Origin of the sequence: Micromonospora sp. C97 (assembly GCF_018070385.1) — a bacterium.
In the GTDB taxonomy this organism is placed as follows: domain Bacteria; phylum Actinomycetota; class Actinomycetes; order Mycobacteriales; family Micromonosporaceae; genus Micromonospora; species Micromonospora parva.
Window position 1 is genome coordinate 419,260 of the sequence record NZ_JAGPXU010000001.1, and the last position, 24,595, is coordinate 443,854.

Genomic DNA, 24,595 nt, shown 5'->3' on the forward strand with positions numbered 1-24,595 from the left:
CCCAGACGTGGAATTCGAAGCACCGCGCGAACTGGCGCAGCGTAAGCGGGACACCCTCGCTCGCCTCGAACACGATCTGGACGCGTGGGTCGCCTCGGCGGACCGGGAGGGCAACCCCTACCTGGTGCCGCTCTCGTTTCTCTGGGAGGGCACCGCCCTCACCCTGGCCACCGCCGAGTCCAGCCCGACCGCCCGTAATCTGCGAGCCTCCGGGCGGGTGCGGATGTCGCTCGGCACGACGCGCGACGTGGTTCTCATCGACGGCACCGTCGAGACGTTCACCCGCGACACCGTGCCGGTCGAGCTGGCCGACGCGTTCGCCGCGAGACTCTGGGACGCGCGGGTCGGCGCAACCCGGTACGCGTACCTGCGGGTGACACCTCGGCGGATTCAGGCGTGGCGGGAGGAGAACGAGATCGCCGGTCGTGACCTGATGCGTGATGGTCACTGGCTGGTCTGACGGGCCGCGCGCAGACACCGCGACGGCGGCTCCGACAGATGGAAAGCCCGCCGTTTCTGCTCAGGCGGTCGCCAGTCGGACCATGAACTGGCAGCCGTCGGGGGTGTTGCGTACCTCGACCCGACCTCCATGTGCCTCCACCAGGCCACGAACGATGGCCAGGCCGAGCCCTCCGGACGCCCCACCGTCGCCGGGGCCGGGGGTGCGGGCCGGTTCACCACGGAACGCGATGTCGAACAGCCGGGGCAGGTCGTCCGGGGGAATTCCGCCACAGGTGTCGGCGACCGACAGCCAGGCCTGGTCCTCCTCTCGACCTGCTTCGATGCGTACGGTGCCGTCGGCCGGGGTGTAGCGGACCGCGTTGAGCAGCAGGTTGGCCACGACCCGGGCCAGTTCCGGTTCGCTCGCGGCGACCGTCGGCCACCCCGACTCGCTGGCGATCAGCTTGATTCGGCGAGCCTCGGCCAGCGGGACGGTGCTGGCCAACGCGTCCGAGACCACCTCGCCGAGCGGTACCGCCGTCAACGACAACCGCAGCGCTCCCGCGTTGATCCGGGACAGCTCGAACAGGTCGTCGACGAGCCGGGTCATCCGGTCGGTCTCCACGCGGATGCGTCGGTGGTACTCGTCGACAGTGTCCGGATCGCGAACCACCCGATCCTCCAGCGCCTCCGCCATCGCCCGTAGCCCGGCCAGCGGGGTCCGCAGGTCGTGTGAGACCCAGGCGACCAGGTCGCGCCGGCCCTTCTCCAGTTGCCGTTCCCGCTCCCGGGCCTGGTCGCGCCAGACCGCGGCGCGGGCCAGCCGGCGGCCGAAGTGCCCGCCGACGGCGAGACTGACCACCGCCGCCGCCGCGACGGTGATCAGGACAACCTCGCTGTCGTGTGTGGAGAGGAACATCGCCTCCGCGACCGCCATCACCCCGACGGCGACGGCGACAACGGTGGTGGTGAGCAGCACGCTGAGATGCACGGTGATCGAACTGCGGCGGAGGGCGCGGAGCAGCACCGCGCCGGCGAGCCCGATACCGAGCGCCGCGCCGAGGGCGATCGCGAAGATCAGGAGTACGTCACGCATCGGCCGGCTCGTAGCGGTAGCCGACGCCCCAGACGGTCACGATCCGCTGCGGATCGGCCGGGTTGGTCTCGATCTTCTCCCGCAGGCGGCGTACGTGCACTGTCACTGTCGAGTGGTCCCCGAAGTTCCAGCCCCAGACCTGCTCGAGAAGCTCGGCCCGGCCGAACACCCGGGACGGATGCCGCATGAGGTGCACGAGCAGGTCGAATTCCCGCAGCGTCAGAGCCAGATCGGTGCCCCCGAGGCGGGCGGTTCGGGACGTGGTGTGCACCACCAGGTCGCCGTCGGTGAGCGCCTCCGGCCGCTCGGCTGGCGGGTGACCGCCGGCGCGGCGAAGCACCGACCGGACCCGCAACACCAGTTCCCGGGGAGAGAAGGGCTTGGTGAGGTAGTCGTCAGCGCCGAGTTGCAGCCCGAGGATGCGATCGGCCTCGTCACCGCGGGCGGTCAGCATGACGATCGGTACGCCGTCGGGTCGTACCCGCAACGCCCGGCACACCTCCAGGCCGTTGATCCGGGGCAGCATCAGGTCGAGCACCACCAGGTCGGGTGCGTGACGCTCCACCGCCGCCAGCGCTGCCGCGCCGTCCGCCGCGAGGCTCACCTGGAAGCCGTCGTTCTCGAGGTAACGACGAATGACGTCGCTCACGGTCTGGTCGTCGTCGACCACCAGCACGCGCTGTGTCACGAACCATCCCCGTTCCGACCGGTCGCCGTCGCCCCTCGGATGCCCATCGGCCCAGCGTAGCCATGCACCCGGGCCCGCCCGCACCGGCAAACCTTGCGAGGTTCTTACGGCTGGGCGCGCAGACCCGAGCGGGCCGGCCCGCTGTCATACGGTGACCGGAATGCGGATACTTGTCACCGGTGCGGCCGGGTTCATCGGTTCCCACGTCGCCGACCTGCTCACCGAGGACGGGCACGAGGTGGTGGCCGTGGACGCGTTGCTGCCCGAGGCGCACGGCGCGAGCGCACCGTCCTGGACCGAGCGGCACGACCTGGCGGTCGGTGACGTGCGGGACGTCGAGCTGCTGACCCGGCTGCTGGCCGGCGTCGACGCGGTCTGCCACCAGGCGGCCATGGTCGGCCACGGCCTCGACCCGGCCGACGCCCCCCGGTACGCCGCGAACAACGACCTCGGCACGGCCACCCTCCTCGCCGCGATGCACGCCACCGGGGTACGCCGACTGGTGCTGGCCAGTTCGATGGTCGTCTACGGGGAGGGTCGCTACCACTGCCCCGCCCACGGGGTCGTCCGGCCTACCGGCCGTCACGCCGCCGACCTGGCCGAGGGCCGCTACGAGCCGACCTGCCCGCGCTGCGACCGGTCGCTCTCCCCCGGTCTCGTGCCCGAGGACGCGCCGTTGGAGCCGCGGAGCACGTACGCCGCCACCAAGCTGGCCCAGGAACACCTCGCCGGCGCGTGGGCCCGGCAGACCGGCGGATCGGTCTGGGCCCTGCGCTACCACAACGTCTACGGTCCGCGAATGCCACGTGACACCCCGTACTCGGGCGTCGCGTCGATCTTTCGGTCGGCCCTGGCCGGCGGGCGCCCGCCCCGGGTCCTGGAGGACGGCCGGCAACGGCGCGACTTCGTGCACGTGAGCGATGTGGCCGCCGCCAACCTGCTGGCCCTGACCACACCGGCACCGGATCCGCTGACGCCGGTCAACGTCTGCTCGGGCGAACCGCACACCGTCGGCGAGCTGGCCCACGAGCTGGCCGTGGCGATGGGCGGCCCATCGCCGGTCACCGTCGGCGGCGGACGGGCGGCGGACGTGCGGCACGTCGTGGCCGACCCGGCCCGCGCCACCCGGCTGCTCGGCTTCACCGCCCGGGTCGGCTTCGCCGCCGGCATCGCCGACTTCACCACCGCGGTGATGCGGGAGCCGGCGTCAGTCACGACACCGTCCACAGTAGGTGGTTGACGGCGAGGGCGGTGGCGGCCTGGGCCGCCAACCACCACCGGCGGTGGCGGGTGGGCAGGTGCGCGGTGGCGACCAGCAACCAGACGGCGAACGGTAGCCAGATCCGCTCCACCTCGGCCTTGCTGAGCCCGGACAGGTCCGCGGCGAGCACCGCTGCGGCCGCCGCGACGGGCAGCCACACGGTGGGTCCGGCGCCGGTGATCCGCCGTCGGAGGGCCGCCGCGCCCGATGGTCGGCTCGTCACGGCGGCCACCGCCCGGCGCACCGCCGGCCCGAGCACCGGGCCGGCCGAGAGCAGCAGAGCGGCGAGGTTCGCCCAGACCCAGTAGCCGTACGGACGTTCCGCCGCCCAACCCTGGTAGTAACGACGTGCCACCAGGTGGTAGCCGTCCAGCCACCAGAAGCCGGCGACGGTGAACACGGCGACGACGACCGCGACCGCCGTCGCCGCGACCAGCAGCACACCGGGGCGGTCCCGCGCCCGGAGCAGCACCACCGCCAACGCGAGCAACCCCACCAGGACGAACCCGTACGACAGGTAGAGCGCGAAGCCGAGGAGCAACCCGCCGAGCGCGGCCGCTGGCCGGCCACCCACCGCCAGCAGCGCCAGCCCGGCCGCGACCACCGCGGTGAAGATCCCGTCCGCTGAAGCGCCCACCCAGACCGCCCCCGGGAAGAGCACCAGGAACGGCCACACCGCCCGAGCCGCGTCCTCGACACCGAGCGCCCGCAACGCCACCGGAACCGTCACGGCGACAGTGGCGCCGAGCACCACGCAGGCGAGCCCGGCCGCCGTCCCGCCACCCAGGCCGACCCGCTCCAACCAGACGAAGACCAGCAACGCCCCCGGTGGATGACCGGCGGTGTGGGTGGACCACGAGTCGGGCTGGAAGTCGAGGATCCGGTCGGCGAAGCCGGACAGCAGGACGCCGACATCCGTCACCCCGGGCACCTCGTGCAGATACTCGGCCTGCACGGTGAGCCGCTCGGTCAACCCCGCGGACCAGCCGTCCACCAGGGCCAGCGACAGCGTCCAGAGCACCGCGGCGAGGTAGCCGACGACCAGCAGCCGATGCCACGGCAGGTCGGTTGCCCAGCGCGTGCCCCGCCAGACGACCAGCGCGGCGACGAGCAGCGCGGCGGGGGTGCCGGGCCCCAGGTGCGGCTGCCAGGAGGCGTAGAGCGGCGCCGTGTCGGCGTGCAGCCGTACGCCCTGGTGGTTGAGCAGCGCGCCGACGCAGACGGCAACGGCGAGCAGTGCCACCTCGGCACCGAGGACGATCAGGTCGGCGGACCGGGGTCGTCCCGGCCGGGTCATCATGGTCATGGTGACGGCCGACGGTACGACCTGCGACCAGGCAACCGACAGCCAGACGGCGAGACGTCAGAGAGTCGTAAGGAGTCGTTGGCGGGTAAGCGATTCGTAAGGAGCCACAGCGCTCCGGACCGCCCGTGGCGGGCCTAGCGTCGCCGGTATGCACACAACGATCGACGTGGTGCTGCCCTGTCTGGACGAGGCGGCCGCGCTCCCTGCCGTACTGGGCGGGCTACCGTCCGGCTACCGCGCCATCGTGGTCGACAACGGCTCCACTGACGGTTCGCCGGCCGTCGCCGCCGAGCACGGCGCCCAGGTTGTCCACGAACCGCGACGCGGGTACGGCGCGGCAGTGCACACCGGTCTGCTGGCGGCGCGGGCGGAGCTGGTCTGCGTGCTCGACGCGGACGGCTCGTTCGATCCGGCCGAGTTGCCCCGGCTCGTCGCGGCGGTGCTCGACGGTCGGGCCGATCTCGCCGTCGGGCGGCGTCGGCCGGTCTCGGCGGACGCCTGGCCGTGGCATGCCCGCACCGGGAACGCGCTGGTCGCCGCGCTGCTGCGGCGTCGTGGCGTGCCGGTGTCCGACATCAGCCCGATCCGGGTGGCCCGCCGGGCGGCGCTGCTGGGGCTCGGCGTCAACGACCGCGCGTTCGGCTACCCCTTGGAGCTGCTGCTCCGCGCGGCCGGGGCGGGCTGGCGGATCATCGAACTGGACGTGGGGTACGCACCCCGGGCCGTCGGCACCAGATCGAAGGTCTCCGGGTCGGTCCGGGGCACGTTACGGGCGACCCGGGACTTCGCCGGGGTGCTGCGCGCGGACGCCGGCGGTGCCCGGTGAACGTCCTGCTCGTGGTCGCGAAGGCACCGGTTGCCGGGCTGGCCAAGACGCGCCTCTGCCCGCCCGCTGATCCCACCCAGGCGGCCCGGGTCGCGGCGGCGTCGCTGTTGGACACCCTCGCGGCGGTGCGCGCCACCGCGTCGACCATTCCCGTGCTGGCCCACACCGGTCGGTTCGCCGACGCCGAGTACGGCGCGGAACTGACCGCCGCGTTGCGGGGTTGGCACCTGCTCGACCAGCGCGGCGGCACGTTCGCCGACCGCCTCGCGAACGCCCACGCCGACACCGCCGAGGCGTTTCCCGGCCGACCGGTGCTGCAGATCGGCATGGACACGCCGCAGATCCGCCCGGCCCTGCTCAGCACCGCGCTGCAGCGGCTCGCCACGCACGAGGCGGTGTTCGGGCCGGCGCTCGACGGCGGTTGGTGGGCACTCGGGCTGCGCGACCCGTCGTACGCGAGCGCGTTGCGCGAGGTTCCCATGTCGACGGCGGACACCGGTCGCCGCACCCTCACCGCTCTGCGCGGGCGCGGTCTGCACCCGGCGATCCTGCCCGTTCAGCGCGATGTCGACGAGTGGTCGGCAGCGCTGGCGGTCGCGGCCGACCTGCCCGGCACCCGGTTCGCGGAGGCCGTCGGGTCGGTGGGCGGCCACCTGACGAGCGGACGCCCCCGGTGAACGCGACGATCAGCCTCGACGGTTTCGACGTGGCGCTGGGCCGGCCCGACGGGTGGCCCGCCGACAGTGACCCGGGCGGTACCCCGGTCGGCCCGCTGCCCGCGGCCCGACCCGAGCACTGGCTGGTGCACACCGACGGGCGGCGTGACCTGTTGCCGGTGCGGCGCTGGCACGGCCCGCCCGAACCGGCGGTCGAGTCCGTCGCCGCCCGCTGCACCGGACCCACGATCGATCTCGGCTGCGGCCCCGGCCGGTTGACCAGGGCGCTCGCCCAGCGAGGTCTCGTCGCCCTCGGTGTGGACATCTCCGCCGAGGCGGTACGCCTCACCCAGGGCCGGGGCGTGATCGCCCTGCACCGGGACGTCTTCGCGCCACTGCCCGGCGAGGGGAGATGGGCACACGCCCTGCTCATCGACGGCAACATCGGCATCGGTGGTGACCCGGTCCGACTGCTGCGCCGCTGCGGCGCCCTGATCGCGGCCGACGGAACACTGATGGTGGAGGTGGAACCCCCGGGCGCCGGGCTGTGGCGGGGACAGGCGTACGTCCTGTCCGGGCGCTCCGGTGAACGGGAGCTGCGGGGGTCGGCGTTTCGGTGGGCGCGGGTCGGGGCGGAGGCGGTGGCGCGTACCGCCGACGCCGCCGGCCTGCGGGTCGCGGACCGTTTCCGGTGCGGCCCCCGCTGGTTCGCCGAGCTGGCCCGCGCATGATCCGCCGAGCACGCATCCCCGCGCCGGAGGACTTCACCGCGTCGTCACACTCCCCGCTGGTCGCCGCCCGGCTCGGCCTCTGGCTCGGGGTGGCGTTCGGGCTGTGTTTCGGCACCGGGCTGCTCAGCCACTACATCCAGCACCCACCGGGCTGGTTCAGCTGGCCGACCCGACCGGTCAACCTCTACCGGATCACGCAGGGCGTGCACGTGCTCTCCGGTGTCGCGGCGATCCCGTTGCTGCTGGCCAAGCTGTGGAGCGTCTACCCGCGACTGTTCGTCCGTCCGCCAGTGCGCCAGCCGATCCGGCTCTCCGCCCACGCCCTCGAACGGATCTCCGTCCTGGTGCTGGTGTGCGCCGCGTTCTTCGAACTGGTCACCGGCCTGTTCAACGTCGCCCAGTCGTACCCGTGGGGGTTCTTCTTCCCGACGGCGCACTACGCGGTCGCCTGGTTGGTGGCGGGCGCGGTGCTGCTGCACGTCGCGGTGAAGCTTCCGGTCGCCCGCGCGGCGCTGAAGACGCCGCTGCGGCGCGGTGCCCCGGCACCCGGGCCTGACGACTCGGTCGAGCGACGCGCGTTCCTGCGGACGTCGGCGGGGGCCGCCGGCATCGCCGTGCTGGCCACCGCCGGGGTCACCGTGCCGTGGCTGCGTCGGGTGTCGCCGTTGGCGTGGCGCTCCGCCGCCGGGCCGCAGGGCGTTCCGATCAACCGGACGGCGGCGGCCGCGCGCATCGTCGTTCCACCTCACTGGCGACTGGAGATCGTCTGGCCGGGTGGACGACGCACAGTGTCCCTGCCCGAGCTGGCGGCCCTGCCCCCACGCACGGCGCACCTGCCGATCGCCTGCGTCGAGGGTTGGAGCGCCTCGGCCCACTGGACCGGCGTGCCCGTCGTGCAGTTGCTCCGGTGGGCCGGCGCGCCCACCGGCCGACCGGTTCGGTTCACCTCACTGGAAACCGAGGGCCTGTACGCGGCGAGCACGCTCCCCGCCGTCCACGCCAGCGACCCGCTGACACTGCTCGCGCTGAGAATCAACGGCGAACAACTCTCCCCCGACCACGGTTACCCCTGCCGGCTCATCGCCCCGAGCCGCCCTGGCGTCCTGCAGACCAAGTGGGTGGCCCGGCTGGAGGTGTGGCGGTGAGGGCCGTCCGGCTGCTCCTGTTCGTGCTCGGCGCCGCGGCCACGGCGTACGGCGGTTGGCTGCTCCTCCCCCAGCTCGGCACCGCCCTGCCGTGGCTGATCGGCGGCCCGGCGCTGCACGACGTCCTGGTGGCACCGCTGGTCGGGCTCGTCGGGTTGGCGCTGGGCCGCCTGGTGACCGACCGGCGACGCCGGGCCTGGATCGCCGCCGGCCTGCTGGCCAGCGCCACGTTGCTGCTGATCGCGGTGCCGCTGCTGTGGCGACCGCCGTCGGCGCCGCCGAACCCGGGCCTGCCGGACCGCGACTACCCGCTGGGGCTCGCCGTCGGGCTGGCTGTCGTCTGGGCCGCGATCGCGATCGTGCTGGTCGTCGCCACCGCTGTCGACCGGCGCGTCACGCATCGACGAAGCGACAGTCGCTGAACCCGCCCCACGTGTTTCTGCCATCCGTCGCCCAGGAGGGTCACCCCCATGTCTGCAGCAGAGATCAGCCCGACCGATGGCGCGCCGGTCGGCGTGATCGGCGGTTCCGGTTTCTACGAGTTCCTCGACGACGTCGCCGAGGTCACCGTCGACACACCGTACGGAGCGCCCAGCGACCTGCTGTCCGTCGGGAGTCTCGCCGGACGGCCGGTGGTGTTCCTGCCCCGCCACGGACGCCGGCACACGCTCCCTCCTCAGCGCATCAACTACCGGGCCAACCTGTGGGCGCTGCGCGCACTCGGCGTCCGCCAGGTGCTCGCGCCGGGCGCCGTGGGCGGTCTGCGCCCGGAGTTGGGCCCCGGCACCCTCGTCGTACCGGACCAACTGGTCGACCGGACCAGCGGCCGCGAGCAGACCTACTACGACGGACGGGCCGGCGCGGACGGGCAACTCCCCCCGGTCGTGCACGTGCCCTTCGCCGACCCCTACTGTCCGGTCGGGCGGGCCACGGTGGTGGACGCCGCCCGCACCACCGGTTGGCGGCCGGTCGACGGCGGCACCATGGTCGTCATCGAGGGGCCCCGGTTCTCCACCCGCGCCGAATCGCAGTGGTACGGCCGGGAGGGCTGGTCGGTCGTCGGCATGACCGGTCATCCCGAGGCGGTGCTGGCACGTGAGCTGGCACTGTGTTACACCGCGCTGTCACTGGTGACCGACCTCGACTCGGGCGTCGAGGTCGGCCAGGGGGTGACGCAGCAGGAGGTGTTCACCGTCTTCGCCCGGAACGTCGATCGGCTGCGCGTCCTGCTCGGCGAGGCGGTGAGACTGTTGCCGGCGGGCCAGGGGGCGTGCCCGTGCGGCCAGGCTCTGGCGGATACCCCGTCGTAAGAGTTCCGAAAGGGTTCGCGACGCGTTCGACGACATGCGCGGCCGTACGCTGCGGGGGTGGGAAAACGGATGTTCCGGTCGCCGGTGGTCCGGGCTGGTCTCGCCGCAGCTGTCGTCGTGGCGGCGCTGGCCCTCTACTGGTTCCAGCCGTGGAAGCTGGTCACCGACACCTACGTCGACGAGGCGTTGCCCGGGGTGACGCCGGCATCGGCCACCCCGATCCCGTCGTCCCCGGCCCCCGCGGCCTCGGCAGCCGCCCCGGCGGCGAACGAGATCCTGACCGTCGGCGAGTTCGTCACCCATGAGCACCGCACGACCGGCACGGCCGAGATCCACCGGCGCGCCGACGGGCGCCACCAGCTCGTCATTCGGGAGCTGAACACGTCGAACGGTCCAGACCTGCGGGTGTGGCTGACCGACCAACCCGTCCTGCCGGGCACTGCCGGCTGGCGGGTGTTCGACGACGGCGAATGGGTCGAGCTGGCCAGGCTCAAGGGCAACAAGGGCAACCAGGTGTACGAGCTACCAGCCTCGGTTGATCCACGCGACTTCCGGAGCGTCTCCATCTGGTGCAAGCGATTCGCGGTCTCGTTCGGCGCGGCCGAGCTCACGCGCGCCTGACCGCTGTCACCGCAGGCGCAACACACCGGACACGGCATTGACATCTTTCACTGTCCGTTCTAGCGTCTGAGCGAATCGATTCGACGGCCGACTGGTCCCGCGTGGGCGGCGAGACCACTGGCGGAAACCTGTGTCGATGAGCCGGCCGGGGGTCCCGTGGACACATCACATCCGCTGGGTTTCTTCCGGGGCGAACGCGGTCGGCGCGGGTGACCCGGTCTGTCGTGGCGGTGTGCGGGTGGCCCCGCGGACCCCTTTCCATCAGTTCGTGCCGAGTGGCGGGAGCCCCTTCATGACAAGACGTAGACCCATCCTTGGTCTTCTTGCGACGGCGGCGGCCGTCGTCGTGACCGTCAGCGCGGCGGCGCTCGCCGGTGGCGTGCGCACCACGGCGTCGGCCGCGGAGATCGGAGCAGCCGCGGCGACCGCCGGGTGCGGCAAGACCCCCACGTTGACCAGCGGCCAACGGTCCATCCAGAGCAGCGGCCAGAACCGCAGTTTCATCCTGAGGATCCCGGACAACTACGACCGCAACCACGCCTACCGGTTGATCTTCGGATTCCACTGGAACGGCGGCACCGCCAACGACGTCGACGGCGGCGGGTCCGACGGGGCGGCCTGGTCCTACTACGGGCTGCGGCAGCAGGCCAACAACAGCACCATCTTCGTCGCCCCGCAGGGCAACGGCAACGGCTGGGCCAACCCCGGCGGCCAGGACGTCACCTTCGTCGACGACATGATCAGGGTGATCGAGGCGGACCTCTGTGTCGACACCACGCAACGCTTCGCGCTCGGCTTCAGCTACGGCGGCGGCATGAGTTACTCCCTCGCCTGTTCCCGGCCCACCGTCTTCCGCGCTGTCGCGGTCTACTCCGGCGGGCAGCTCAGCGGATGCAGCGGCGGCACCCAGCCGGTCGCGTACATGGGAATCCATGGCATCGGGGACCCGGTGCTCAACGTGTCCGCCGGACGGTCGCTGCGCGACACGTTCGTGCGCAACAACGGGTGCACCGCACAGAACCCACCCGAGCCGAGGGCGGGCAGCCTGACCCACATCACCACCACCTACTCCGGCTGCCGGGCCGGCTATCCGGTGGTCTGGGCCGCCTTCGACGGCGGGCACACCCCCGGCCCGGTGGACGGCGGCGGGGACAGCGGCGCCAGGACCTGGACCAAGGGCGAGGTGTGGAAGTTCTTCACCCAGTTCGGTAGCACCGACCCCACCACGCCACCGCCGACCACCCCGCCGCCGAGCGGCACGTCGGCAGTGCGCAACACGTCCTCCGGACGGTGCCTGGACGTCAACGGCGCCTCGCAGACCAACGGCGCGGCGGCGATCATCTGGGACTGCCACGGCCAGAGCAACCAGAGCTGGACCTCGACCGCCGCCCAGGAGCTGCGGGTCTTCGGCGGCAAGTGCCTCGACGTCAACGGCGCCGGCACCGCGAACGGCAGCTCGGTGATCATCTGGGACTGCAACGGCCAGTCCAACCAGAAGTGGCGGCCCAACGCCGACGGCTCGATCACCGGGGTTGGTTCGGGCCGGTGCCTGGACACGGTCGGCAACGGCACGGCCAACGGCACGCGCATCCAGATCTGGGACTGCACCGGCGCGGCCAACCAACGATGGAGCCGGAGCTGAGCCCGGTGATGTTCCCGATGCTCACCCACGCACAAGGAGACTCAGTCGTGCCACTTCGCAAACACACCACGCCCTGGCCGGGGGCAGTCCTGGCCGTCCTGGTTCTGATCGCCGTCGGCATGTACGTCGTCACGACCGTCGCACCGGCGGCCGCGGCCACCACTGCCGGCTGCGGCAAGGCACCCGGGCTGACCAGTGGCACCCACACCATCCAGAGCAGCGGAAAGAGCCGCAGCTTCATCCTTCGGTTGCCGGACAACTACAACAACACCTATGCCCACCGGCTGGCCTTCGGGTTCCACTGGTTGGGCGGCACCGCCAACCAGGTCGCCTCGGGCGGCACCGACGGGGCCGCCTGGGCCTACTACGGCATGCTCTCGCAGGCCAACAACAGCACGATCTTCGTCGCCCCGCAGGGCCTCAACAACGGCTGGGGCAACACCAACGGTGAAGACGTGACCTTCACCGACGACATGATCCGTGTGATCGACAACGCCCTCTGCGTCGACACCACCCAACGTTTCTCGGTCGGCTTCAGCTACGGCGGCGCGATGAGCTACTCGTTGGCGTGCTCCCGCCCGACGGTGTTCCGGGCGGTCGCCGCAATCGCCGCCCCGGGAGCGATCAGCGGATGCAGCGGCGGCACCCAACCGGTGGCGTACCTGGGGATTCACGGCATCAACGACAACATCGCCAGCGGACGGTCGCTGCGTGACAGGTTCGTCCGGAACAACGGCTGCGCCGCGCAGACCCCGCCGGAGCCGAGGGCGGGCAGCCTGACCCACATCACCACCGCCTACTCCTGCCAACCCGGATACCCGGTGCTCTGGGCGGCGTTCGACGGCGGCCACCAGCAGGGTCCGGTGGACGGGTGCGCCGGCTGCGAGAGCGGCGCGCGGAGCTGGGTCAAGCAGGAGGTGTGGCGGTTCTTCACCCAGTTCGGCTCCGACGTGCCGCCCACCACTCCCCCGCCGACGACCCCACCGGCCGGCCAGCAGAACGTGCTGATCGCGGGCGGCCAGTCCGGCCGGTGCATCGACATCCCCAACTCCAGCACCAGCAACGGCGTCCGCCCGCAACTGTGGGACTGCCACGGTGGGACCAACCAACGGTGGACCCACACCGCCAACCGCACCCTGACCGTCTACGGCAACAAGTGCCTGGACGCCAACGGAGCGGGCAGCAGCAACGGCACCGCGGTGATCATCTGGGACTGCAACGGCCAAGCCAACCAGCAGTGGAACGTGAACGCCAACGGCACCATCACCGGAGCCCAGTCGGGGCTGTGCCTCGACGCCATCGGTTCCGGCACCGCCAACGGGACGCAACTTCACCTCTGGGCCTGCCACGGCGGCGCCAACCAGCAGTGGAGCACGCGCACCTAGGGACTGTTTCCTAGGGGCGGGCGGGCCCGGTCAGCGCCACCGGACCGGGCCCGCGTCGGCCCGGATCCGGAACAGTGCGTACGGCTTGCGCCGCAGGTCTTGCCCGGGTTGGCACGTCGCCTGGTGGTGCGGTTGGTTGGCGGTGACGTACCGGTGCCCGTCGGCGGCCACGGACATGGTGTCGGGACCCAGCAGCCGAGGGTCGTGGACCACCGTCTCGTCATCGTCGTCGGCCGCTTTCCAAGCCGGCGGAGCCGGGGCGGCGGCTCACGCCAGCCCGGACGCTTCGGGTTGGCGTGGCATGGGCAATCCGTTACCGGTTGGTTCGCCACACCTGGCGGTCACCCGGTGTGTGCCGGGGCTCTTCGACGCGATGCTGGAGGCGGCCTCGGCAGCGGCCCATGAACACAACGCTGAAATCGACCACCACCGAGCGCGGATCCGGTGCGGTCTCCGCGAGGCGGACGGCCCGGCCGAGGGCCACCCGGTCATGTCGCATCGGTCGTGCAGCAGGAGCAGCCGGGCCCGCACCCACACGCGCCGGCATCGCTGTCGCCGGGCCCACCGGCCGCGGTGTCGGTCGGAGGGGTGGTCAGCGGGGCGACGCAGCAGGCATCGCCGCGCCACGCCTCCCGGCCTTCCTTGGCGGCGACGGCGGCGATCACCAGCGCGGCGATCGGGTCGGCCCAGGCCCAGCCGAACAGGCTGTTGACCCCGAGACCGACGAGCAGGACCGCGGACAGGTACGTGCACAGCAGGGTCTGCTTGGAGTCGGCGACCGCAGAGCGGGAGCCGAGTTCCCGGCCGGCGCGGCGCTGGGCGTACGAGAGCACTGGCATGATCGCCAGCGACAGCGCCGCGAGCACGAGGCCGGTGCGGGAGTGTTCGGCGTCGGGGCCGCCGGCCAACGCCCGTACCGACTCCACCGTCACGTAGATGGCGAGTGCGAAGAACGACACCGCGATGACCCGCAGCGCGACCTTTTCCCGGGCCTCCGGGTCGGGGCCGGCGAACTGCCAGGCCACCGCCGCCGCAGAGGACACCTCGATGATCGAGTCAAGGCCGAAGCCGATCAGCGCGGTCGACGACGCCATGGTGCCGGCGGTGATCGCCACCACCGCCTCGATGACGTTGTAGGTGATCGTGGCGGCGACCAGCAGCCGCACCCGGCGGGCGAGGACCTGGTGGCGGTCCGACGACGGCCCCGCGGGTGTCACGGTTCTCAGGGGCAGGGTCATCAGCAGCAACCCTTCTCAGCGGAGTCCGGGCACACGGCCGGGTCGACCGCCAAGACGAGGCCGAGCAGGTCGGCCAGGGCATGTGCCAGGCGAACGTCGGCCAACTCGTAGCGGGTCCGGCGGCCCTGCGGCACCGCGACCACCAGCCCGCAGCCACGCAGGCACGACAGGTGGTTCGACAGGTTCTGCCGGGTCGTGCCCAGCAGGTCGGCCAACTCGGCCGGATAGCCGGGCCCCTCCCGCAGCGCCAGCAGGAGTCGCGCCCGGGTCGGATCGGACAGGGCGTGGCCGAAGCGGGCCAGTACCTGCCCGTGCGTCAACGTCTCCATTCCGCAGATAGTACAGCCGAGGCTGTATCAAGCCGAGTCGCGTGCTCAGCCTTCCGCGCCGGGGGCGGCGCCCAGGCCCGCGACGTGTCGGTGGCGTAGGCGCCCGCCAACCGGTCCCCACACACGCACCGGCCCTACTCCTCCGGGACGCGCGGGCCGACCTCGCCCCGCCTGAGGTGCTCCGCGTTGCGGTCTGCCTCATCGTCGGCGTGCGTGGCACCGGCGCCGGGGTCCGTCGTCCGACGCCCCTCGGCGTCCTGGTACACCGCACCGGTTTCGAGGGCTCGCTCCTGCTGACTCTGCTCGGGCGTCGTCATGGATTCCCACCTACCCTCGGGATCGGTCAGCAAACGGCCCCGCCGGATCGACAGGCCCCGATCATGGCGTCAGGCGACGCAGAACTCGTTGCCCTCCGGGTCGAGCATGACGACGTGCCCGAGGACCTCGCCGTACCACTCCTCCCGGACCACCGTCGCGCCGGCGGCGACCAGGTCGGGCACTTTCCGCCGGATCAACCGCGCGCGCTCGGCCTCGTCCCCGAAGCCCGGGCCGGCCACGCGGATGTCGATGTGCATCCGGTTCTTGGCCGACTTCCGCTCGGGGACCCTGAGGAAGGCGATGGCGGGGCCCCGACCGTCCGGATCGACGATGGACGCGTTGTCTGGCTCGTCGAAACCGGGTTCCTTGACGTACCCGAGGGCCAACGCCCAGAAGGCGGCGATCCGCTGCGGATCGTCGGCGTCGCATCCCAGCGTCCAGAAGGTGGCCACCGCGCCACCGTACGCGGGCGGTGCCGGCTCAGTGGCCACGGAACGCCTCCTGCAACCACCAGGAGCCGCCCGCCGCGCAGACCTTGGCGTCGATCACCAGCGGTCGGGTACGGGGACCGGCGAGCCACCGGCGTACCGGCCCGAGATCGTCGACGGTCCGGACGGTCAGCCCGTCGCAGCCGTAGCCACGGGCGATCGCGGCCAGGTCGGTCTCCGGGAAGGTGACAGTGTCCAACGGGTGCCCGTCCGGGCCGAAGTGGTGCACCTCGGCGCCGTACGCCGCGTCGTCGTAGATCACCACGAGCAGGGGCAGCGCCAGCCGGACGGCGGTGACCAGTTCGGTGGCGGACATGACGAAGCCACCGTCGCCGACCGCCGCGACGGTGAGCCGGTCCGGCCGGGCGACAGCCGCGCCGAGCGCACTGGCCAGACCGAGCCCGACCGACTGGAACGCCTGGGTGAAACAGAACCCGGCCACGTCCGGTACGTCCAGCCACATCGACGGGTAGCCCATGAAGTTGCCCGAGTCGACCACCACCGTGCGGTCGGGCGGCAGCAGGTCGTCCAGGGCGGCCGAGAGGGTCCTCGGGTCGATGGTCGCGGCGTCACTCTCGTCCCGGTACGGGACCGTCCGCCACCGGCCGTGGTCGCGGATCCGCTGGGCAAGCGCCGGCGTACGCCAACCGGCGTCCGTAGTCCCGGTGGTATCGGCGTCCAGTCGACCGAGGACCGTTTCGGCGACCGCCGTCACGTCGCCGGCCACCGTCAGGTCGACCGGGCGGTTCACCCCGAACGCGGCCGGGTCACTGTCGACCTGGACGACGACGGCGCCGGGCGGGATCAGTTCGCCGTGCCGGGTGGTCCACATGTTCAGCGTGCTGCCCCACGCGACGACCAGGTCCGCCGCGCCGATCAGCTCGGCGGCGAGAGGGGTGGCGAAGCCGCCGGCCACGTCGAGGTTCCACTGGTTCCCGGCGAACAGTCCCTTGGCCGCTGCCGAGACCGCGAGCAGCGCGCCGCACGCGTCGGCGAGCCGGGTCAGCGGTGCCCGGGCACCCCGGGCACCCCGACCAGCGATGAAGACCGGTCGGCGGGCGGCCTGGAGCGCGGCCAGCAACGGCTCGACCTGCGGGACGGCGCTCGGGGTCGGCGCGACCACGGGGACCGGACCGGACCACGGTTCGGTCGCCGCGTTCTGCACCTGCAACGGCAGGCCCAGCACCACCGTCGCACCCCGGGCGGCGGCCCGGTACGCCGCGCCCGCGTCCTCGGCCGCGTGCGTCGCGCGTACCCGGTGGAAGTCGGCCCCGACCGCGGCGGCGAGTGCCGGCAGGTCGATGAAGAAGTTCGACAGCGGTGCGGTGGCCTCCGGAGCCAGGACGACCATCGGGGTACGGCTCTTCGCGGCCTCGGTGAGGCCGGTCAGCGCGTTGGTGACGCCCGGACCCTGGTGCACCGAGAGGACAGCCACCCGCCCGCAGGTGCGCGCGTACCCGTCGGCCATGCTCGCCGCGCCACCCTCGTGGGCGGCCCCCACGAACCGGGCACCGGCCGCCACGAGGGCGTTCGTGACGTGGAAGTTGCCGCTGCCGACCACCCCGAAGACGTGCCGTACGCCGTGTCCGTGCAGGACCCGCCCGACCACCTCGGCTACCCGCATCGGTGGCCCGGCCTAGCGTTCGACCAGCGCGAGGACCCGGCACGGGCTGCCGGAGCCGGAGACGATCGGCAGCGGGCCGGCGATCACCACCGCGCCGGTGGTCGGCAACTGCCCCAGGTTGCGGAGCTGGGTCAGACCGTACTTGTCCTGGCCGAGCAGGAACGAGTGGCACGGGAACGGCGGGTCGAACGAGTGCGCGGCGCCCGCGTCGGTCCCGACCGTCTCCACCCCGACGCCACGGATCGGTGACTCCTCGGCCAGCCAGCGGGCGCACTCCACGGAGATGCCCGGGGTACGCCCGTCGTTGGCGTACCGCTGCGGATCGTCGCCGTACGCGTCCCAGCCGGTGCGGTAGAGCAGCCAGCCACCGGTGGGCAGGGGCCCGTGTTCCGCCTCCCACGCCCTGACGTGCTCCACCTGAAGCAGGAAGTCGGGGTTGTCGGCGGCGTCGGAGGAGTGGTCGATCACCACCGCCGGGGCGATCAACTGACTCACCGGGACCTGCGACACGTCGGCGCCGTGCTGACCGCTGACCCAGTGCACCGGGGCGTCGAAGTGGGTGCCGGTGTGCTCGCCGGTGGAGAAGTTGTTCCAGTACCAGGCCGGGCCCCTGTCGTCGTACCGGCTGATCTCGCTGAGCTGGAACGGCCAGGTCTGGCCGAACTGCTCGGGCAGACCCAGGATCGGAGTCTGGTCGGACAGCGGAGCGGTGAGGTCGACAACCTGGATCCGGCCGCTGGAAAGAGCGGCGACAAACTCCTGCAGCACCGTCATGCGGCGACGGTACACCCGCCCGCGTTCCACGATGGACCGTCGCGCGGTGCCCGCTGGCGTGTTGCCGCCGAACAGCCGGTTGACCGTCACACGGGAGCGGGCGGGGACCCGACGCCCTGAGCAATCAGTCAGATTGTTGTCACCGGCGCCAGCCCGGACTGCCCCGAAACCGCCCGATAACCGGGCCTGCGTCGCTGCGGGCAGGACACGTCACCGGATGCGGCTAGGTAAGCGCATCGCTACGATGGGTCAGCAATCCAGAGGAAGGGGTCGTGCCCGCGTGCGAAGTCCCGTCAACGGAACCGCGCCGGCGTCTGCGCCGGGCCGATCTGCGCCGCTTGCCGCTGACCGGCTGCGCAGCATCGCCCGGCGGATGGTGCTGATCGCGGTCGCCGTCGGGGCCGGCTTCGTCGTGGCCGCCCTGTTCCAGGGGCCGGCCGCCGCCGACGGTACGCACAGCGGGACCGGCGCTGAGCCGCAACGGAAGCTCGGCCGTCTGGTCGAGCCGGTCGTGCGGCTGACGGTCGCGCAGCGCCCCGATGAGGACCGCCAGCGGGCCACACGTGCCGACGAGCGCCGCCGCGACCGGCCGCGCGCCCCGCTGGCCGGGCTCGTCGGTGACGTCGTCGCTCCCCGCGAGCAGACACCCACCACGCAGCCTCGACGCGGGCCGGACGCATCGCCCGCGTCCGTGCCGCCGCCCCGGGCCGACGCGTCCGTCCCACCCGACGCGGCAGAGCCCGACACGCTCCAGCCGGCCCCGGTCGCTCGCGCGGCCCATCGGGCAGCTCATCGTGCCGAGCCGCCGCGCTCTGCCGCTGGCGCACCGCGACCGCCGGCCACCGCCGTCCCCGACCTGCCGGCCACCGCCGTCCCCGACCTGCCCACGCTGTACGTGCCAGGTGATTCGCCGGTGGTGGGCCTGATCACCGCCCCGCTGCCGTACGTCGTCGACATCGTCCACGCCGTGCCGATCCGCCCCCTCGTCACGGCGCTCCTGCACGTCGTCGACGCCGTGCTACCACCGGCTCTCGACACGGTGGTCGTTCCCGCGGCGACACCTCCGACGCCCGTTCCGCCGGCGCTCGGGGCGGGTGCGGTCGCGGTGACCGACCCGGCTCCCGTACCGACAGTCCCGACGCCACCGGCGGATTCGCCGGTGCCCCCCGCGCCCGCCGCGGCGCCGCCGACACCGGCCGCGCCAGCGCAAATGTCTGTCGTCGGCCCCGCACCGCCCACCGCCTCGACGACGGGGCACCGGGCCGCGCCACGGGAGCCGGCGGACGCCGCGAGCGAATTCTCGGGCCAACCCGTCATGCCCGTCGACCAGGACGCCGCCGGTGTCGACGACCGATCGAAACCCGGGCCGGGGCTGGCCCGGCCGGTGGACCGGCAGTCGCACAGCGGTGCCGCGCAGCCCGGCGATCTCGTGCCGCTCCTGGTCGAGAGCCGCACTCCGGCGGCGATCGCCCGCCCGGGCTGAGGGCGGGTCGACCGACCTCGGTGGCGGGCCCCACGGCCCGCTCCACCCGCCGGCCGGTCGATCGGTGCCCGCGCCCGTCCACACCGACGGCGCCGCGGGCCGCTGCCTGCCCGTCTGTCGCGCACGACCGCCCTGATCAACCCGTGGACGCTCCGGGATCGGTGGCCGCCGTGACGCGTACCTGAGATCGGAGAAGACGTGGTGATCCACGTTGTTGTCGCCGAGGACATGGGTCTGCTTCGCGGGGCGCTCTGCGCCGCGCTGTCACGAGAGGAGGACATGGAGGTGGTCGCCGACGTCGAGGGTGTCGGCGAGCTGTTGACAGTGGTTCGGCGGTGCCGGCCACAGGTGGTGGTGCTGGCGCTGACGCCGGAGCTGCCCGACCCGGTGGAGGTGGTCGCCCGCATCGACGTCGAGGCGCCGGAGGCCGCCGTGCTGGCGATGAGCCCTCGGTGGAGCCCAGCCCTGGTGGAGGCGGCGCTGGCGGCCGGCGCACGGGGTCTGGTCGGGAAGGACAGCTCGCTGGCCGAGTTGGTGCGGGCGATCCGCGCCCTCGCGGCCGGGGAGCGGGCGATCGATCCGAGCGCGGCGGTGGCGGCGCTGAGTCCCACCGAGATGCCGTTGACGCCTCGGGAGATGGACGTGCTGCGGATGGCCGCCGAGGGCCTGCCCCTCAAGGAGATCGCCGTCCGCCTCTACCTGGCGCACGGAACGGTGCGCAATCACCTGTCGGTGATCCTGCGCAAGACCGGCGCCCGCAACCGGTTGGAGGCGGTGTCGCGCGCGCGGCGTAACGGCTGGCTGTAGCCGTCGGGGCGGGTCCGGTGGAGACAGTCCGGACCCGCCCCGTCACCGTGCGGACCCACCGGACCCGTGTTTGAATGTTGACGTTGAGTGATCACTACCGGAGTGCAGGAAGGTCCATCGTGATCCGTACCCTGCTCGCCCTGGACGGCGCCCTGGTGTTGGGCGCGCTGTCGTTCGTCCTCGCCGCCGAGGAGGACATCCGCGTCGTGGCGGAGGTGGATCGCGGTGATGCGGTCTCCACTGCCGTTCACACCCAACGCCCCGACGTGGTGGTGGCCGACCTCGACTTCGTCGAGGGAATCGATCCCGGCCGCCTCGGTGGGTGCCCCCTGCTGTTGCTGGCTCACCCGCACCGGGCGCGGCGACTGCGAGGCATGCTCTGCCCGACCAGGGCGGTCGGCATCCTGCGCAACGACGCCGCCCCGCACCGGGTCATCGACGGCATCCGCCGGCTCGCCCGCCGGGAACCCGTGCTGGACGCGGATCTCGTCGTCGCGGCGCTGCGCTCGGACGGCCCACTGACCAGCCGCGAGACGGAGGTGCTGAGGCTGACGGCCGCGGGAGCGCCGGTCGCTGAGGTGGCGGCGTCGCTCGGGCTCACCCGCGGCACCGTCCGTAACCATCTCGGTCGGATCGCCCGCAAGGTGGGTGCCCGTACCCGGGTGGAGGCCGTGCGGATGGCGGGCGAGGCGGGGTGGATCTGACCAGCGCGTCGGCGCTGACGGGCGGGGTTCAGCCCGGCCGCGCCGACGTCGCCCGGGACGGCACCACCGGGTCGTCCCAGCAGCCGACGAGCATCCGGTAGGTGGCCGAGCGGGCCATCAACTGTTCGTGCGTGCCCAGCAGGGGCTCGTCGCCATCGAGGACCAGCACCCGATCAGCCCGCAGCGCGGAACTGATCCGGTGTGCGATGACCACGAGGCTGCCGGGCCGCCGGGCGAAGGCGGCCTCGACCGTCGCTTCCAGCGCCGGATCCAGGTGGCAGGTCGCCTCGTCGAGGAGCACCAGCGGGGCGGGTGCCAGCCAGGCCCGGACCGCCGCGATGAGTTGCCGCTCGCCCGCGGAGAGCAGGGCCGGCGTGACCGGCGCGCTCAGGCCACCCAGGCGAGCGGCCAGCGGACGCGCGCCGAGCGCGTCGAGGGCGACGTCCAGCGTGTGCTCGTCGGCGTCCGGCCGCAGGTAGCGGAGGTTGTCGGCGAGACTGCCGGTGAACACGTACGCCTCCTGGGGTACCAGCACGCGCATCCGGGCGAGGCCGACCGGATCGACAGCGGTGACCGGCGCGCCGGCCAGGTGGACAGTGCCCGCCTGCGGAGCCACCAGACCGGCCATCAGGGCGGCCAGTGTGGACTTGCCGGCGCCGCTGGGCCCCACCACGGCGAGATGGTCCTGGTCGGCCAGTGTCAGCGAGAAGTTCCGCAGGACGGGTCGGGCGCGCGGACCGTAGGCGAAGGTCAGTCCCCGGACCTCGACGGTTGGTGACCGTCCGCCGGGGGCGGTGGGCGGCCGGCGGTGGGGTGTCCGGTCGGCGGGGGCCGGCGGGCGCTGGTCGTCGGACACCGGATAGGTGCGCAGGATGTTCTCCAGTGTGACCACGTAGCGCAGCCCGCCGCCGCCGAGACCCTGCACCAGTGTGTGCAGAGCGGGTTGCAACCCGGTGGAGACGTAGATCAGCGCACCCAGCACCGCGCCGGCGGTGAGACCACGCTCGACCAGCCACGGGGCGGCCACCATCAGCACCAGCAGGGGCAGCCAGCCGCCGATGCCGAGGCTGAGGCTGCGGATCGCCGCCATCCGGGCGAGCATGCGTTCGGTGGCGGCCTGCGCCGACACCCAACGGGCCACCTCGGCCGTCACGCGGGTCTGGGCGCCGCAGGCCAGCACGTCGCGGTGACCGGCCAGCGCGGTCGCCGCCGACTGGCCGAGCTGCTCACCGGCCCGGACGTACGCACGCTGGTGGGTGACCATCGCCGGCAGCGCCGCGAGGAACACGCCCAGACCGGCGACCAGCGGCACGGCGGCCAGCGCCGCCACCACGGGCGCCAGAGCGAGCAGGCCGAGCAGGGCGGCGCCCGCCGAGAAGAGGAAACCACGGGTCACCATCAGCAGACCGGCGAAGGTGTCGCGGACGATCTCCATCTGGTGGGTCAGCCGGGTCACGGCGGCGCTGTCCGGGCGGCCACCCGCCCGGGTGGCGTCGCCCAGCGCACCCCGGACCACCTGGGCGGCCACCTCGTCACGGAACGGCTCGACCACGGCGCCGAGGCTCCGGTACGTCCGACCGGTGGCCGCCGCGCCCACCAGCACGGCCACCGCGAGGACCCCCAACCAGGCCAGGCCGTTGAGCGGACGTCCGGCCAGGAAGCCCTCGTCGACGGCGCGGGCGACCAGATAGCCGGCGAGCAGCGCGGGCAGCGACTCGACAAGCGACCAGCCGCCGAGCCCGGCGAGCGCCCGTCGTCGGGCCCGCAGCGCCCGCCAGGTCACCCGGCGTACGCCGGAACGGCTCACGATCCGCCGCCGGCCGGCTGGAAGACCGCCCGGTAGTCCGGGTCGGCCCAGAGTTGCCGGTGCGGCGCCAGGCCGCGCAGCCGACCGCCGTCCAGCCAGGCGACCAGGTCGGCCGCCGCGGCGGCCGCGGTGCGGTGGGTGACCACCAGTCGGGTACGCTCCCCGCCCCGCCCGAGGACCGCGGTGGTGATCCGGTGTTCGGTAGCGGTGTCGAGGCTGGACGTCGCGTCGTCCAGGATGAGCAGCCGCTCGGCGGCGAACGCGCGGGCCAGGCCGAGGCGTTGGGTCTCGCCCCCGGAGAGGGGTGTGTCCACCAGCGGGGTGCGATAGCCGCCGGGCAGACGGTCGATCACGTCGGCAACCGCCGCCGTGCGGGCCGCCCGCAGCACCGCCGGTGTGGCCGGGCTCCGATCGGCCGGCGGCGTCGCCGCGTCGACCGGCAGCGCCAGGCCGATCGCGTCGTGGACTGTCGCGCCGATCAGCACCGGCCGGTCGAAGGCGTAGCCGACGGCACGGCGCAACGCCGCCGTGTCGAGGTCGCGCAGCGGCACACCGTCGAGTCGCACCTCACCGCGGTCGGGGTCGTGCAGCCGGCCGGCCACGGCCGCCAGGGTCGACTTGCCGGCACCGGACGCGCCGACGACGGCCACTGTGGCTCCGGCCGGCACGTCCAGGTCGATGCCGTCCAGGATGGGCCGACCGTCGTCGGCGTGCACGCCCACCCCGCGCAGTCGCAGGGCGCCCGCGCCGGGTGGAAGGGGCCGATCTCCTGCGGGCGCGGCGGACTGTGCCAGCAGCTCGGCGACCCGGTGTGCTCCGGCGCGGCTGCGGACCAGGTGGTTCAGGGTGGCGAGCACGCCACCGAGGCCAGCGCCCATGGCCGCGTACCGGACGGCGGCGACCAGTTCACCCGGCGTGAGCCAGCCTGCGGTCAGGGCGTACCCGCCGACCGCGATGACGCTCAGGTTCAGCAGCGGCGCCACGGCCGCGGTGCGGGCGCTCGCCCGGGCCAGCAGTTCCCAGGAACGCCGGCCGTGCCGGTCCAGCTCCGGCAGGGCCGCCAGCACCCGGTCCTGCTCGCGGTGGGTGGTGCCGGCGGCGGCGATGGTCCGGGCGCCGGTCAGCGACTCCAGCAGCCGTCCGGCGATGGTGCCGAGAACCCGTTGGTACCCGGCGGTCGCCGCCGAGGCGTCGGCCACGAAGGCGCGCATGAGGACGGCGAGCAGGCCGAGGCCGGCGAGCAGGGTGATCCCGAGGACCGGTTCCATGATGGCGAGCGCGACGACGCTGCCCAGCGGCGGAAGCACCGCCACGATGGCCAGGACCACGGCGTTGCCGGCCTGTCCGGCGTCGGCGGCCTGGCCGACCAGACGGCCGACGAGATCACCCACCGGGTGCCGGCGGGTGGCGCGGATGTCCAGGGCGAACAGGTGACGCAGCAGACGCCGGCGCAGTCCGGCGGTGGCGCGGGCCGCACCGTACCCGCTGGTCAGGTCCGTCAGGGTGTCGACGCCGATGAGGACGACGACCAGGCCGCAGGCGGACACCGCCCACCAGCCGGAACCGCCGCCGAGGGCGGCGTCGACGGCGCGGCCGAGCGCCGCGGGTAGCAACAGTTCGGCGGCCGCGCCGAGCAGCGCGACCGCCGCGAGTCCGGCGGTCCAGCCGCCGCCCGCCAGGACCGTCTGCCGCAGCAGCCTGTCCCCCGAGGCGAACGTCGGCATCGGTCCTCCCGTTGGTACGCGGTTGCCCTGGGTGGGCACGTCTACCCACCCAGGGCCCCGTGTGTGTGGATCAGTTGCAGGTCGTGACGGAGAGCGAGCTGTCGCCGCAGAGCAGCAGGCTCGCCCGGCTACCGCCACCCGTGCGGTCGGCCGGAGCCATCTCCAGGCCCTGGAGGTCCAGAAGCGCCATG

27 protein-coding genes are annotated in these 24,595 nt (G+C 73.0%); 14 read left to right on the plus strand and 13 right to left on the minus strand.

The genetic code is table 11. The annotated features are described in order from the left end of the window. Nucleotides 1–7: 7 nt before the first annotated feature. Nucleotides 8–460, plus strand: a complete 453-nt coding sequence (locus KBX26_RS01850) for a pyridoxamine 5'-phosphate oxidase family protein (protein ID WP_307857732.1) — start codon at nucleotides 8–10, stop codon at nucleotides 458–460. 60 nt (nucleotides 461–520) lie between these two features. Here KBX26_RS01850 and KBX26_RS01855 read toward each other — a convergent pair whose 3' ends face one another. Next, entirely contained in the window at nucleotides 521–1,537 is a 1,017-nt protein-coding gene (locus KBX26_RS01855) for a sensor histidine kinase KdpD (RefSeq protein ID WP_210863000.1), read from the minus strand. Further along, a complete protein-coding gene (locus KBX26_RS01860) occupies nucleotides 1,530–2,225 on the minus strand; it encodes a response regulator transcription factor (protein WP_210864531.1) in 696 nt (231 codons plus the stop codon). Before KBX26_RS01860 ends, KBX26_RS01855 begins: the two co-directional genes overlap by 8 nt. A 160-nt stretch (nucleotides 2,226–2,385) precedes the next feature. On the opposite strand from KBX26_RS01860, the gene KBX26_RS01865 reads away from it, so the two are divergent. Further along, the gene (locus KBX26_RS01865) at nucleotides 2,386–3,465 is read left to right on the plus strand and encodes an NAD(P)-dependent oxidoreductase (RefSeq protein WP_210864532.1); all 1,080 of its coding nucleotides are present in this window, start codon (nucleotides 2,386–2,388) and stop codon (nucleotides 3,463–3,465) included. On the opposite strand, the gene KBX26_RS01870 is transcribed toward KBX26_RS01865, so the two are convergent. Then, complete coding sequence (locus tag KBX26_RS01870; RefSeq protein ID WP_210864533.1) at nucleotides 3,437–4,792, minus strand: hypothetical protein; 1,356 nt, start codon at nucleotides 4,790–4,792, stop codon at nucleotides 3,437–3,439. The two genes, KBX26_RS01865 and KBX26_RS01870, sit on opposite strands and share 29 nt — an antisense overlap. Before the next feature lie 148 nt (nucleotides 4,793–4,940). Here KBX26_RS01870 and KBX26_RS01875 point away from each other — a divergent pair, with 148 nt between their 5' ends. From KBX26_RS01875 to KBX26_RS01915, 9 genes are all read left to right on the plus strand, one after another. After that, nucleotides 4,941–5,618 carry a glycosyltransferase family 2 protein gene (locus KBX26_RS01875; protein ID WP_030330775.1) on the plus strand — a complete coding sequence of 226 codons (678 nt, stop codon included), beginning with the start codon at nucleotides 4,941–4,943 and terminating at the stop codon, nucleotides 5,616–5,618. Further along, nucleotides 5,615–6,295: a DUF2064 domain-containing protein gene (locus KBX26_RS01880; RefSeq protein WP_210861947.1), complete on the plus strand. Its 681-nt coding sequence runs from the start codon at nucleotides 5,615–5,617 to the stop codon at nucleotides 6,293–6,295. The genes KBX26_RS01875 and KBX26_RS01880 overlap by 4 nt, the downstream gene beginning before the upstream one ends. Continuing rightward, nucleotides 6,292–7,005 carry a methyltransferase domain-containing protein gene (locus KBX26_RS01885; protein ID WP_374224186.1) on the plus strand — a complete coding sequence of 238 codons (714 nt, stop codon included), beginning with the start codon at nucleotides 6,292–6,294 and terminating at the stop codon, nucleotides 7,003–7,005. Before KBX26_RS01880 ends, KBX26_RS01885 begins: the two co-directional genes overlap by 4 nt. Next, the gene (locus tag KBX26_RS01890; protein WP_210864534.1) at nucleotides 7,002–8,150 is read left to right on the plus strand and encodes a molybdopterin-dependent oxidoreductase; all 1,149 of its coding nucleotides are present in this window, start codon (nucleotides 7,002–7,004) and stop codon (nucleotides 8,148–8,150) included. The genes KBX26_RS01885 and KBX26_RS01890 overlap by 4 nt, the downstream gene beginning before the upstream one ends. After that, on the plus strand, nucleotides 8,147–8,572 hold the full coding sequence (locus KBX26_RS01895; RefSeq protein ID WP_210864535.1) for a hypothetical protein: 426 nt from the start codon (nucleotides 8,147–8,149) through the stop codon (nucleotides 8,570–8,572). The genes KBX26_RS01890 and KBX26_RS01895 overlap by 4 nt, the downstream gene beginning before the upstream one ends. A gap of 63 nt (nucleotides 8,573–8,635) precedes the next feature. Continuing rightward, nucleotides 8,636–9,460 carry an S-methyl-5'-thioadenosine phosphorylase gene (locus tag KBX26_RS01900; RefSeq protein ID WP_210863545.1) on the plus strand — a complete coding sequence of 275 codons (825 nt, stop codon included), beginning with the start codon at nucleotides 8,636–8,638 and terminating at the stop codon, nucleotides 9,458–9,460. 57 nt (nucleotides 9,461–9,517) lie between these two features. Next, entirely contained in the window at nucleotides 9,518–10,081 is a 564-nt protein-coding gene (locus KBX26_RS01905) for a DM13 domain-containing protein (protein WP_374224187.1), read from the plus strand. A gap of 292 nt (nucleotides 10,082–10,373) precedes the next feature. Next, a complete protein-coding gene (locus KBX26_RS01910; RefSeq protein WP_210864536.1) occupies nucleotides 10,374–11,723 on the plus strand; it encodes a ricin-type beta-trefoil lectin domain protein in 1,350 nt (449 codons plus the stop codon). A 47-nt stretch (nucleotides 11,724–11,770) separates the two neighbouring features. Beyond that, the gene (locus KBX26_RS01915) at nucleotides 11,771–13,108 is read left to right on the plus strand and encodes a ricin-type beta-trefoil lectin domain protein (RefSeq protein ID WP_307857733.1); all 1,338 of its coding nucleotides are present in this window, start codon (nucleotides 11,771–11,773) and stop codon (nucleotides 13,106–13,108) included. Between the two features lie 30 nt (nucleotides 13,109–13,138). Here the strand turns inward: KBX26_RS01915 and KBX26_RS01920 are convergent, their stop codons facing one another. The 7 genes from KBX26_RS01920 to KBX26_RS01950 form a co-directional block, all read right to left on the minus strand. Next, nucleotides 13,139–13,321 (minus strand): hypothetical protein, encoded by a 183-nt coding sequence (locus KBX26_RS01920; RefSeq protein ID WP_030330793.1) that lies wholly within the window; start codon nucleotides 13,319–13,321, stop codon nucleotides 13,139–13,141. Between the two features lie 275 nt (nucleotides 13,322–13,596). Continuing rightward, entirely contained in the window at nucleotides 13,597–14,346 is a 750-nt protein-coding gene (locus KBX26_RS01925; RefSeq protein WP_210864537.1) for a cation transporter, read from the minus strand. Next, a complete protein-coding gene (locus tag KBX26_RS01930) occupies nucleotides 14,346–14,675 on the minus strand; it encodes a helix-turn-helix transcriptional regulator (RefSeq protein WP_030330797.1) in 330 nt (109 codons plus the stop codon). The genes KBX26_RS01925 and KBX26_RS01930 overlap by 1 nt, the downstream gene beginning before the upstream one ends. A 134-nt stretch (nucleotides 14,676–14,809) precedes the next feature. After that, nucleotides 14,810–14,992, minus strand: a complete 183-nt coding sequence (locus KBX26_RS01935; RefSeq protein WP_210862610.1) for a ribonuclease — start codon at nucleotides 14,990–14,992, stop codon at nucleotides 14,810–14,812. Nucleotides 14,993–15,061: 69 nt separating this feature from the next. Next, nucleotides 15,062–15,484 (minus strand): VOC family protein, encoded by a 423-nt coding sequence (locus KBX26_RS01940; RefSeq protein WP_051708306.1) that lies wholly within the window; start codon nucleotides 15,482–15,484, stop codon nucleotides 15,062–15,064. Beyond that, a complete protein-coding gene (locus tag KBX26_RS01945; protein WP_210864538.1) occupies nucleotides 15,474–17,105 on the minus strand; it encodes a thiamine pyrophosphate-binding protein in 1,632 nt (543 codons plus the stop codon). The genes KBX26_RS01940 and KBX26_RS01945 overlap by 11 nt, the downstream gene beginning before the upstream one ends. Nucleotides 17,106–17,117: 12 nt before the next feature. Further along, nucleotides 17,118–17,879, minus strand: coding sequence for a cyclase family protein (locus KBX26_RS01950; protein ID WP_210864539.1), 762 nt, complete (start codon nucleotides 17,877–17,879; stop codon nucleotides 17,118–17,120). A 373-nt stretch (nucleotides 17,880–18,252) separates the two neighbouring features. Here KBX26_RS01950 and KBX26_RS01955 point away from each other — a divergent pair, with 373 nt between their 5' ends. From KBX26_RS01955 to KBX26_RS01965, 3 genes are all read left to right on the plus strand, one after another. After that, nucleotides 18,253–19,362: a hypothetical protein gene (locus tag KBX26_RS01955; protein ID WP_210864540.1), complete on the plus strand. Its 1,110-nt coding sequence runs from the start codon at nucleotides 18,253–18,255 to the stop codon at nucleotides 19,360–19,362. A gap of 201 nt (nucleotides 19,363–19,563) precedes the next feature. After that, entirely contained in the window at nucleotides 19,564–20,169 is a 606-nt protein-coding gene (locus tag KBX26_RS32885; RefSeq protein ID WP_030330808.1) for a response regulator transcription factor, read from the plus strand. A gap of 119 nt (nucleotides 20,170–20,288) precedes the next feature. Next, entirely contained in the window at nucleotides 20,289–20,873 is a 585-nt protein-coding gene (locus tag KBX26_RS01965; RefSeq protein ID WP_210864541.1) for a response regulator transcription factor, read from the plus strand. Between the two features lie 28 nt (nucleotides 20,874–20,901). On the opposite strand, the gene KBX26_RS01970 is transcribed toward KBX26_RS01965, so the two are convergent. The 3 genes from KBX26_RS01970 to KBX26_RS01980 form a co-directional block, all read right to left on the minus strand. After that, entirely contained in the window at nucleotides 20,902–22,680 is a 1,779-nt protein-coding gene (locus KBX26_RS01970; protein ID WP_210864542.1) for an ABC transporter ATP-binding protein, read from the minus strand. Continuing rightward, nucleotides 22,677–24,404: an ABC transporter ATP-binding protein gene (locus KBX26_RS01975; RefSeq protein WP_030330813.1), complete on the minus strand. Its 1,728-nt coding sequence runs from the start codon at nucleotides 24,402–24,404 to the stop codon at nucleotides 22,677–22,679. Before KBX26_RS01975 ends, KBX26_RS01970 begins: the two co-directional genes overlap by 4 nt. Nucleotides 24,405–24,474: 70 nt before the next feature. Then, on the minus strand, nucleotides 24,475–24,594 hold the full coding sequence (locus tag KBX26_RS01980; RefSeq protein WP_013734295.1) for a SapB/AmfS family lanthipeptide: 120 nt from the start codon (nucleotides 24,592–24,594) through the stop codon (nucleotides 24,475–24,477). Between the last annotated feature and the right edge of the window lies 1 nt (nucleotide 24,595).

Excerpts from the sequence above, each read along its gene's own strand:
- KBX26_RS01855 (WP_210863000.1), bottom strand. The coding sequence starts at position 1,537 with ATGCGTGACGTACTCCTGATCTTCGCGATCGCCCTCGGCGCGGCGCTC.
- KBX26_RS01865 (WP_210864532.1), top strand. The coding sequence starts at position 2,386 with ATGCGGATACTTGTCACCGGTGCGGCCGGGTTCATCGGTTCCCACGTC.
- KBX26_RS01870 (WP_210864533.1), bottom strand. The coding sequence starts at position 4,792 with ATGACCATGATGACCCGGCCGGGACGACCCCGGTCCGCCGACCTGATC.
- KBX26_RS01875 (WP_030330775.1), top strand. The coding sequence starts at position 4,941 with ATGCACACAACGATCGACGTGGTGCTGCCCTGTCTGGACGAGGCGGCC.
- KBX26_RS01890 (WP_210864534.1), top strand. The coding sequence starts at position 7,002 with ATGATCCGCCGAGCACGCATCCCCGCGCCGGAGGACTTCACCGCGTCG.
- KBX26_RS01910 (WP_210864536.1), top strand. The coding sequence starts at position 10,374 with ATGACAAGACGTAGACCCATCCTTGGTCTTCTTGCGACGGCGGCGGCC.
- KBX26_RS01925 (WP_210864537.1), bottom strand. The coding sequence starts at position 14,346 with ATGACCCTGCCCCTGAGAACCGTGACACCCGCGGGGCCGTCGTCGGAC.
- KBX26_RS01930 (WP_030330797.1), bottom strand. The coding sequence starts at position 14,675 with ATGGAGACGTTGACGCACGGGCAGGTACTGGCCCGCTTCGGCCACGCC.
- KBX26_RS01935 (WP_210862610.1), bottom strand. The coding sequence starts at position 14,992 with ATGACGACGCCCGAGCAGAGTCAGCAGGAGCGAGCCCTCGAAACCGGT.
- KBX26_RS01945 (WP_210864538.1), bottom strand. The coding sequence starts at position 17,105 with ATGCGGGTAGCCGAGGTGGTCGGGCGGGTCCTGCACGGACACGGCGTA.
- KBX26_RS01950 (WP_210864539.1), bottom strand. The coding sequence starts at position 17,879 with ATGACGGTGCTGCAGGAGTTTGTCGCCGCTCTTTCCAGCGGCCGGATC.
- KBX26_RS01955 (WP_210864540.1), top strand. The coding sequence starts at position 18,253 with ATGGTGCTGATCGCGGTCGCCGTCGGGGCCGGCTTCGTCGTGGCCGCC.
- KBX26_RS01975 (WP_030330813.1), bottom strand. The coding sequence starts at position 24,404 with ATGCCGACGTTCGCCTCGGGGGACAGGCTGCTGCGGCAGACGGTCCTG.
- KBX26_RS01980 (WP_013734295.1), bottom strand. The coding sequence starts at position 24,594 with ATGGCGCTTCTGGACCTCCAGGGCCTGGAGATGGCTCCGGCCGACCGC.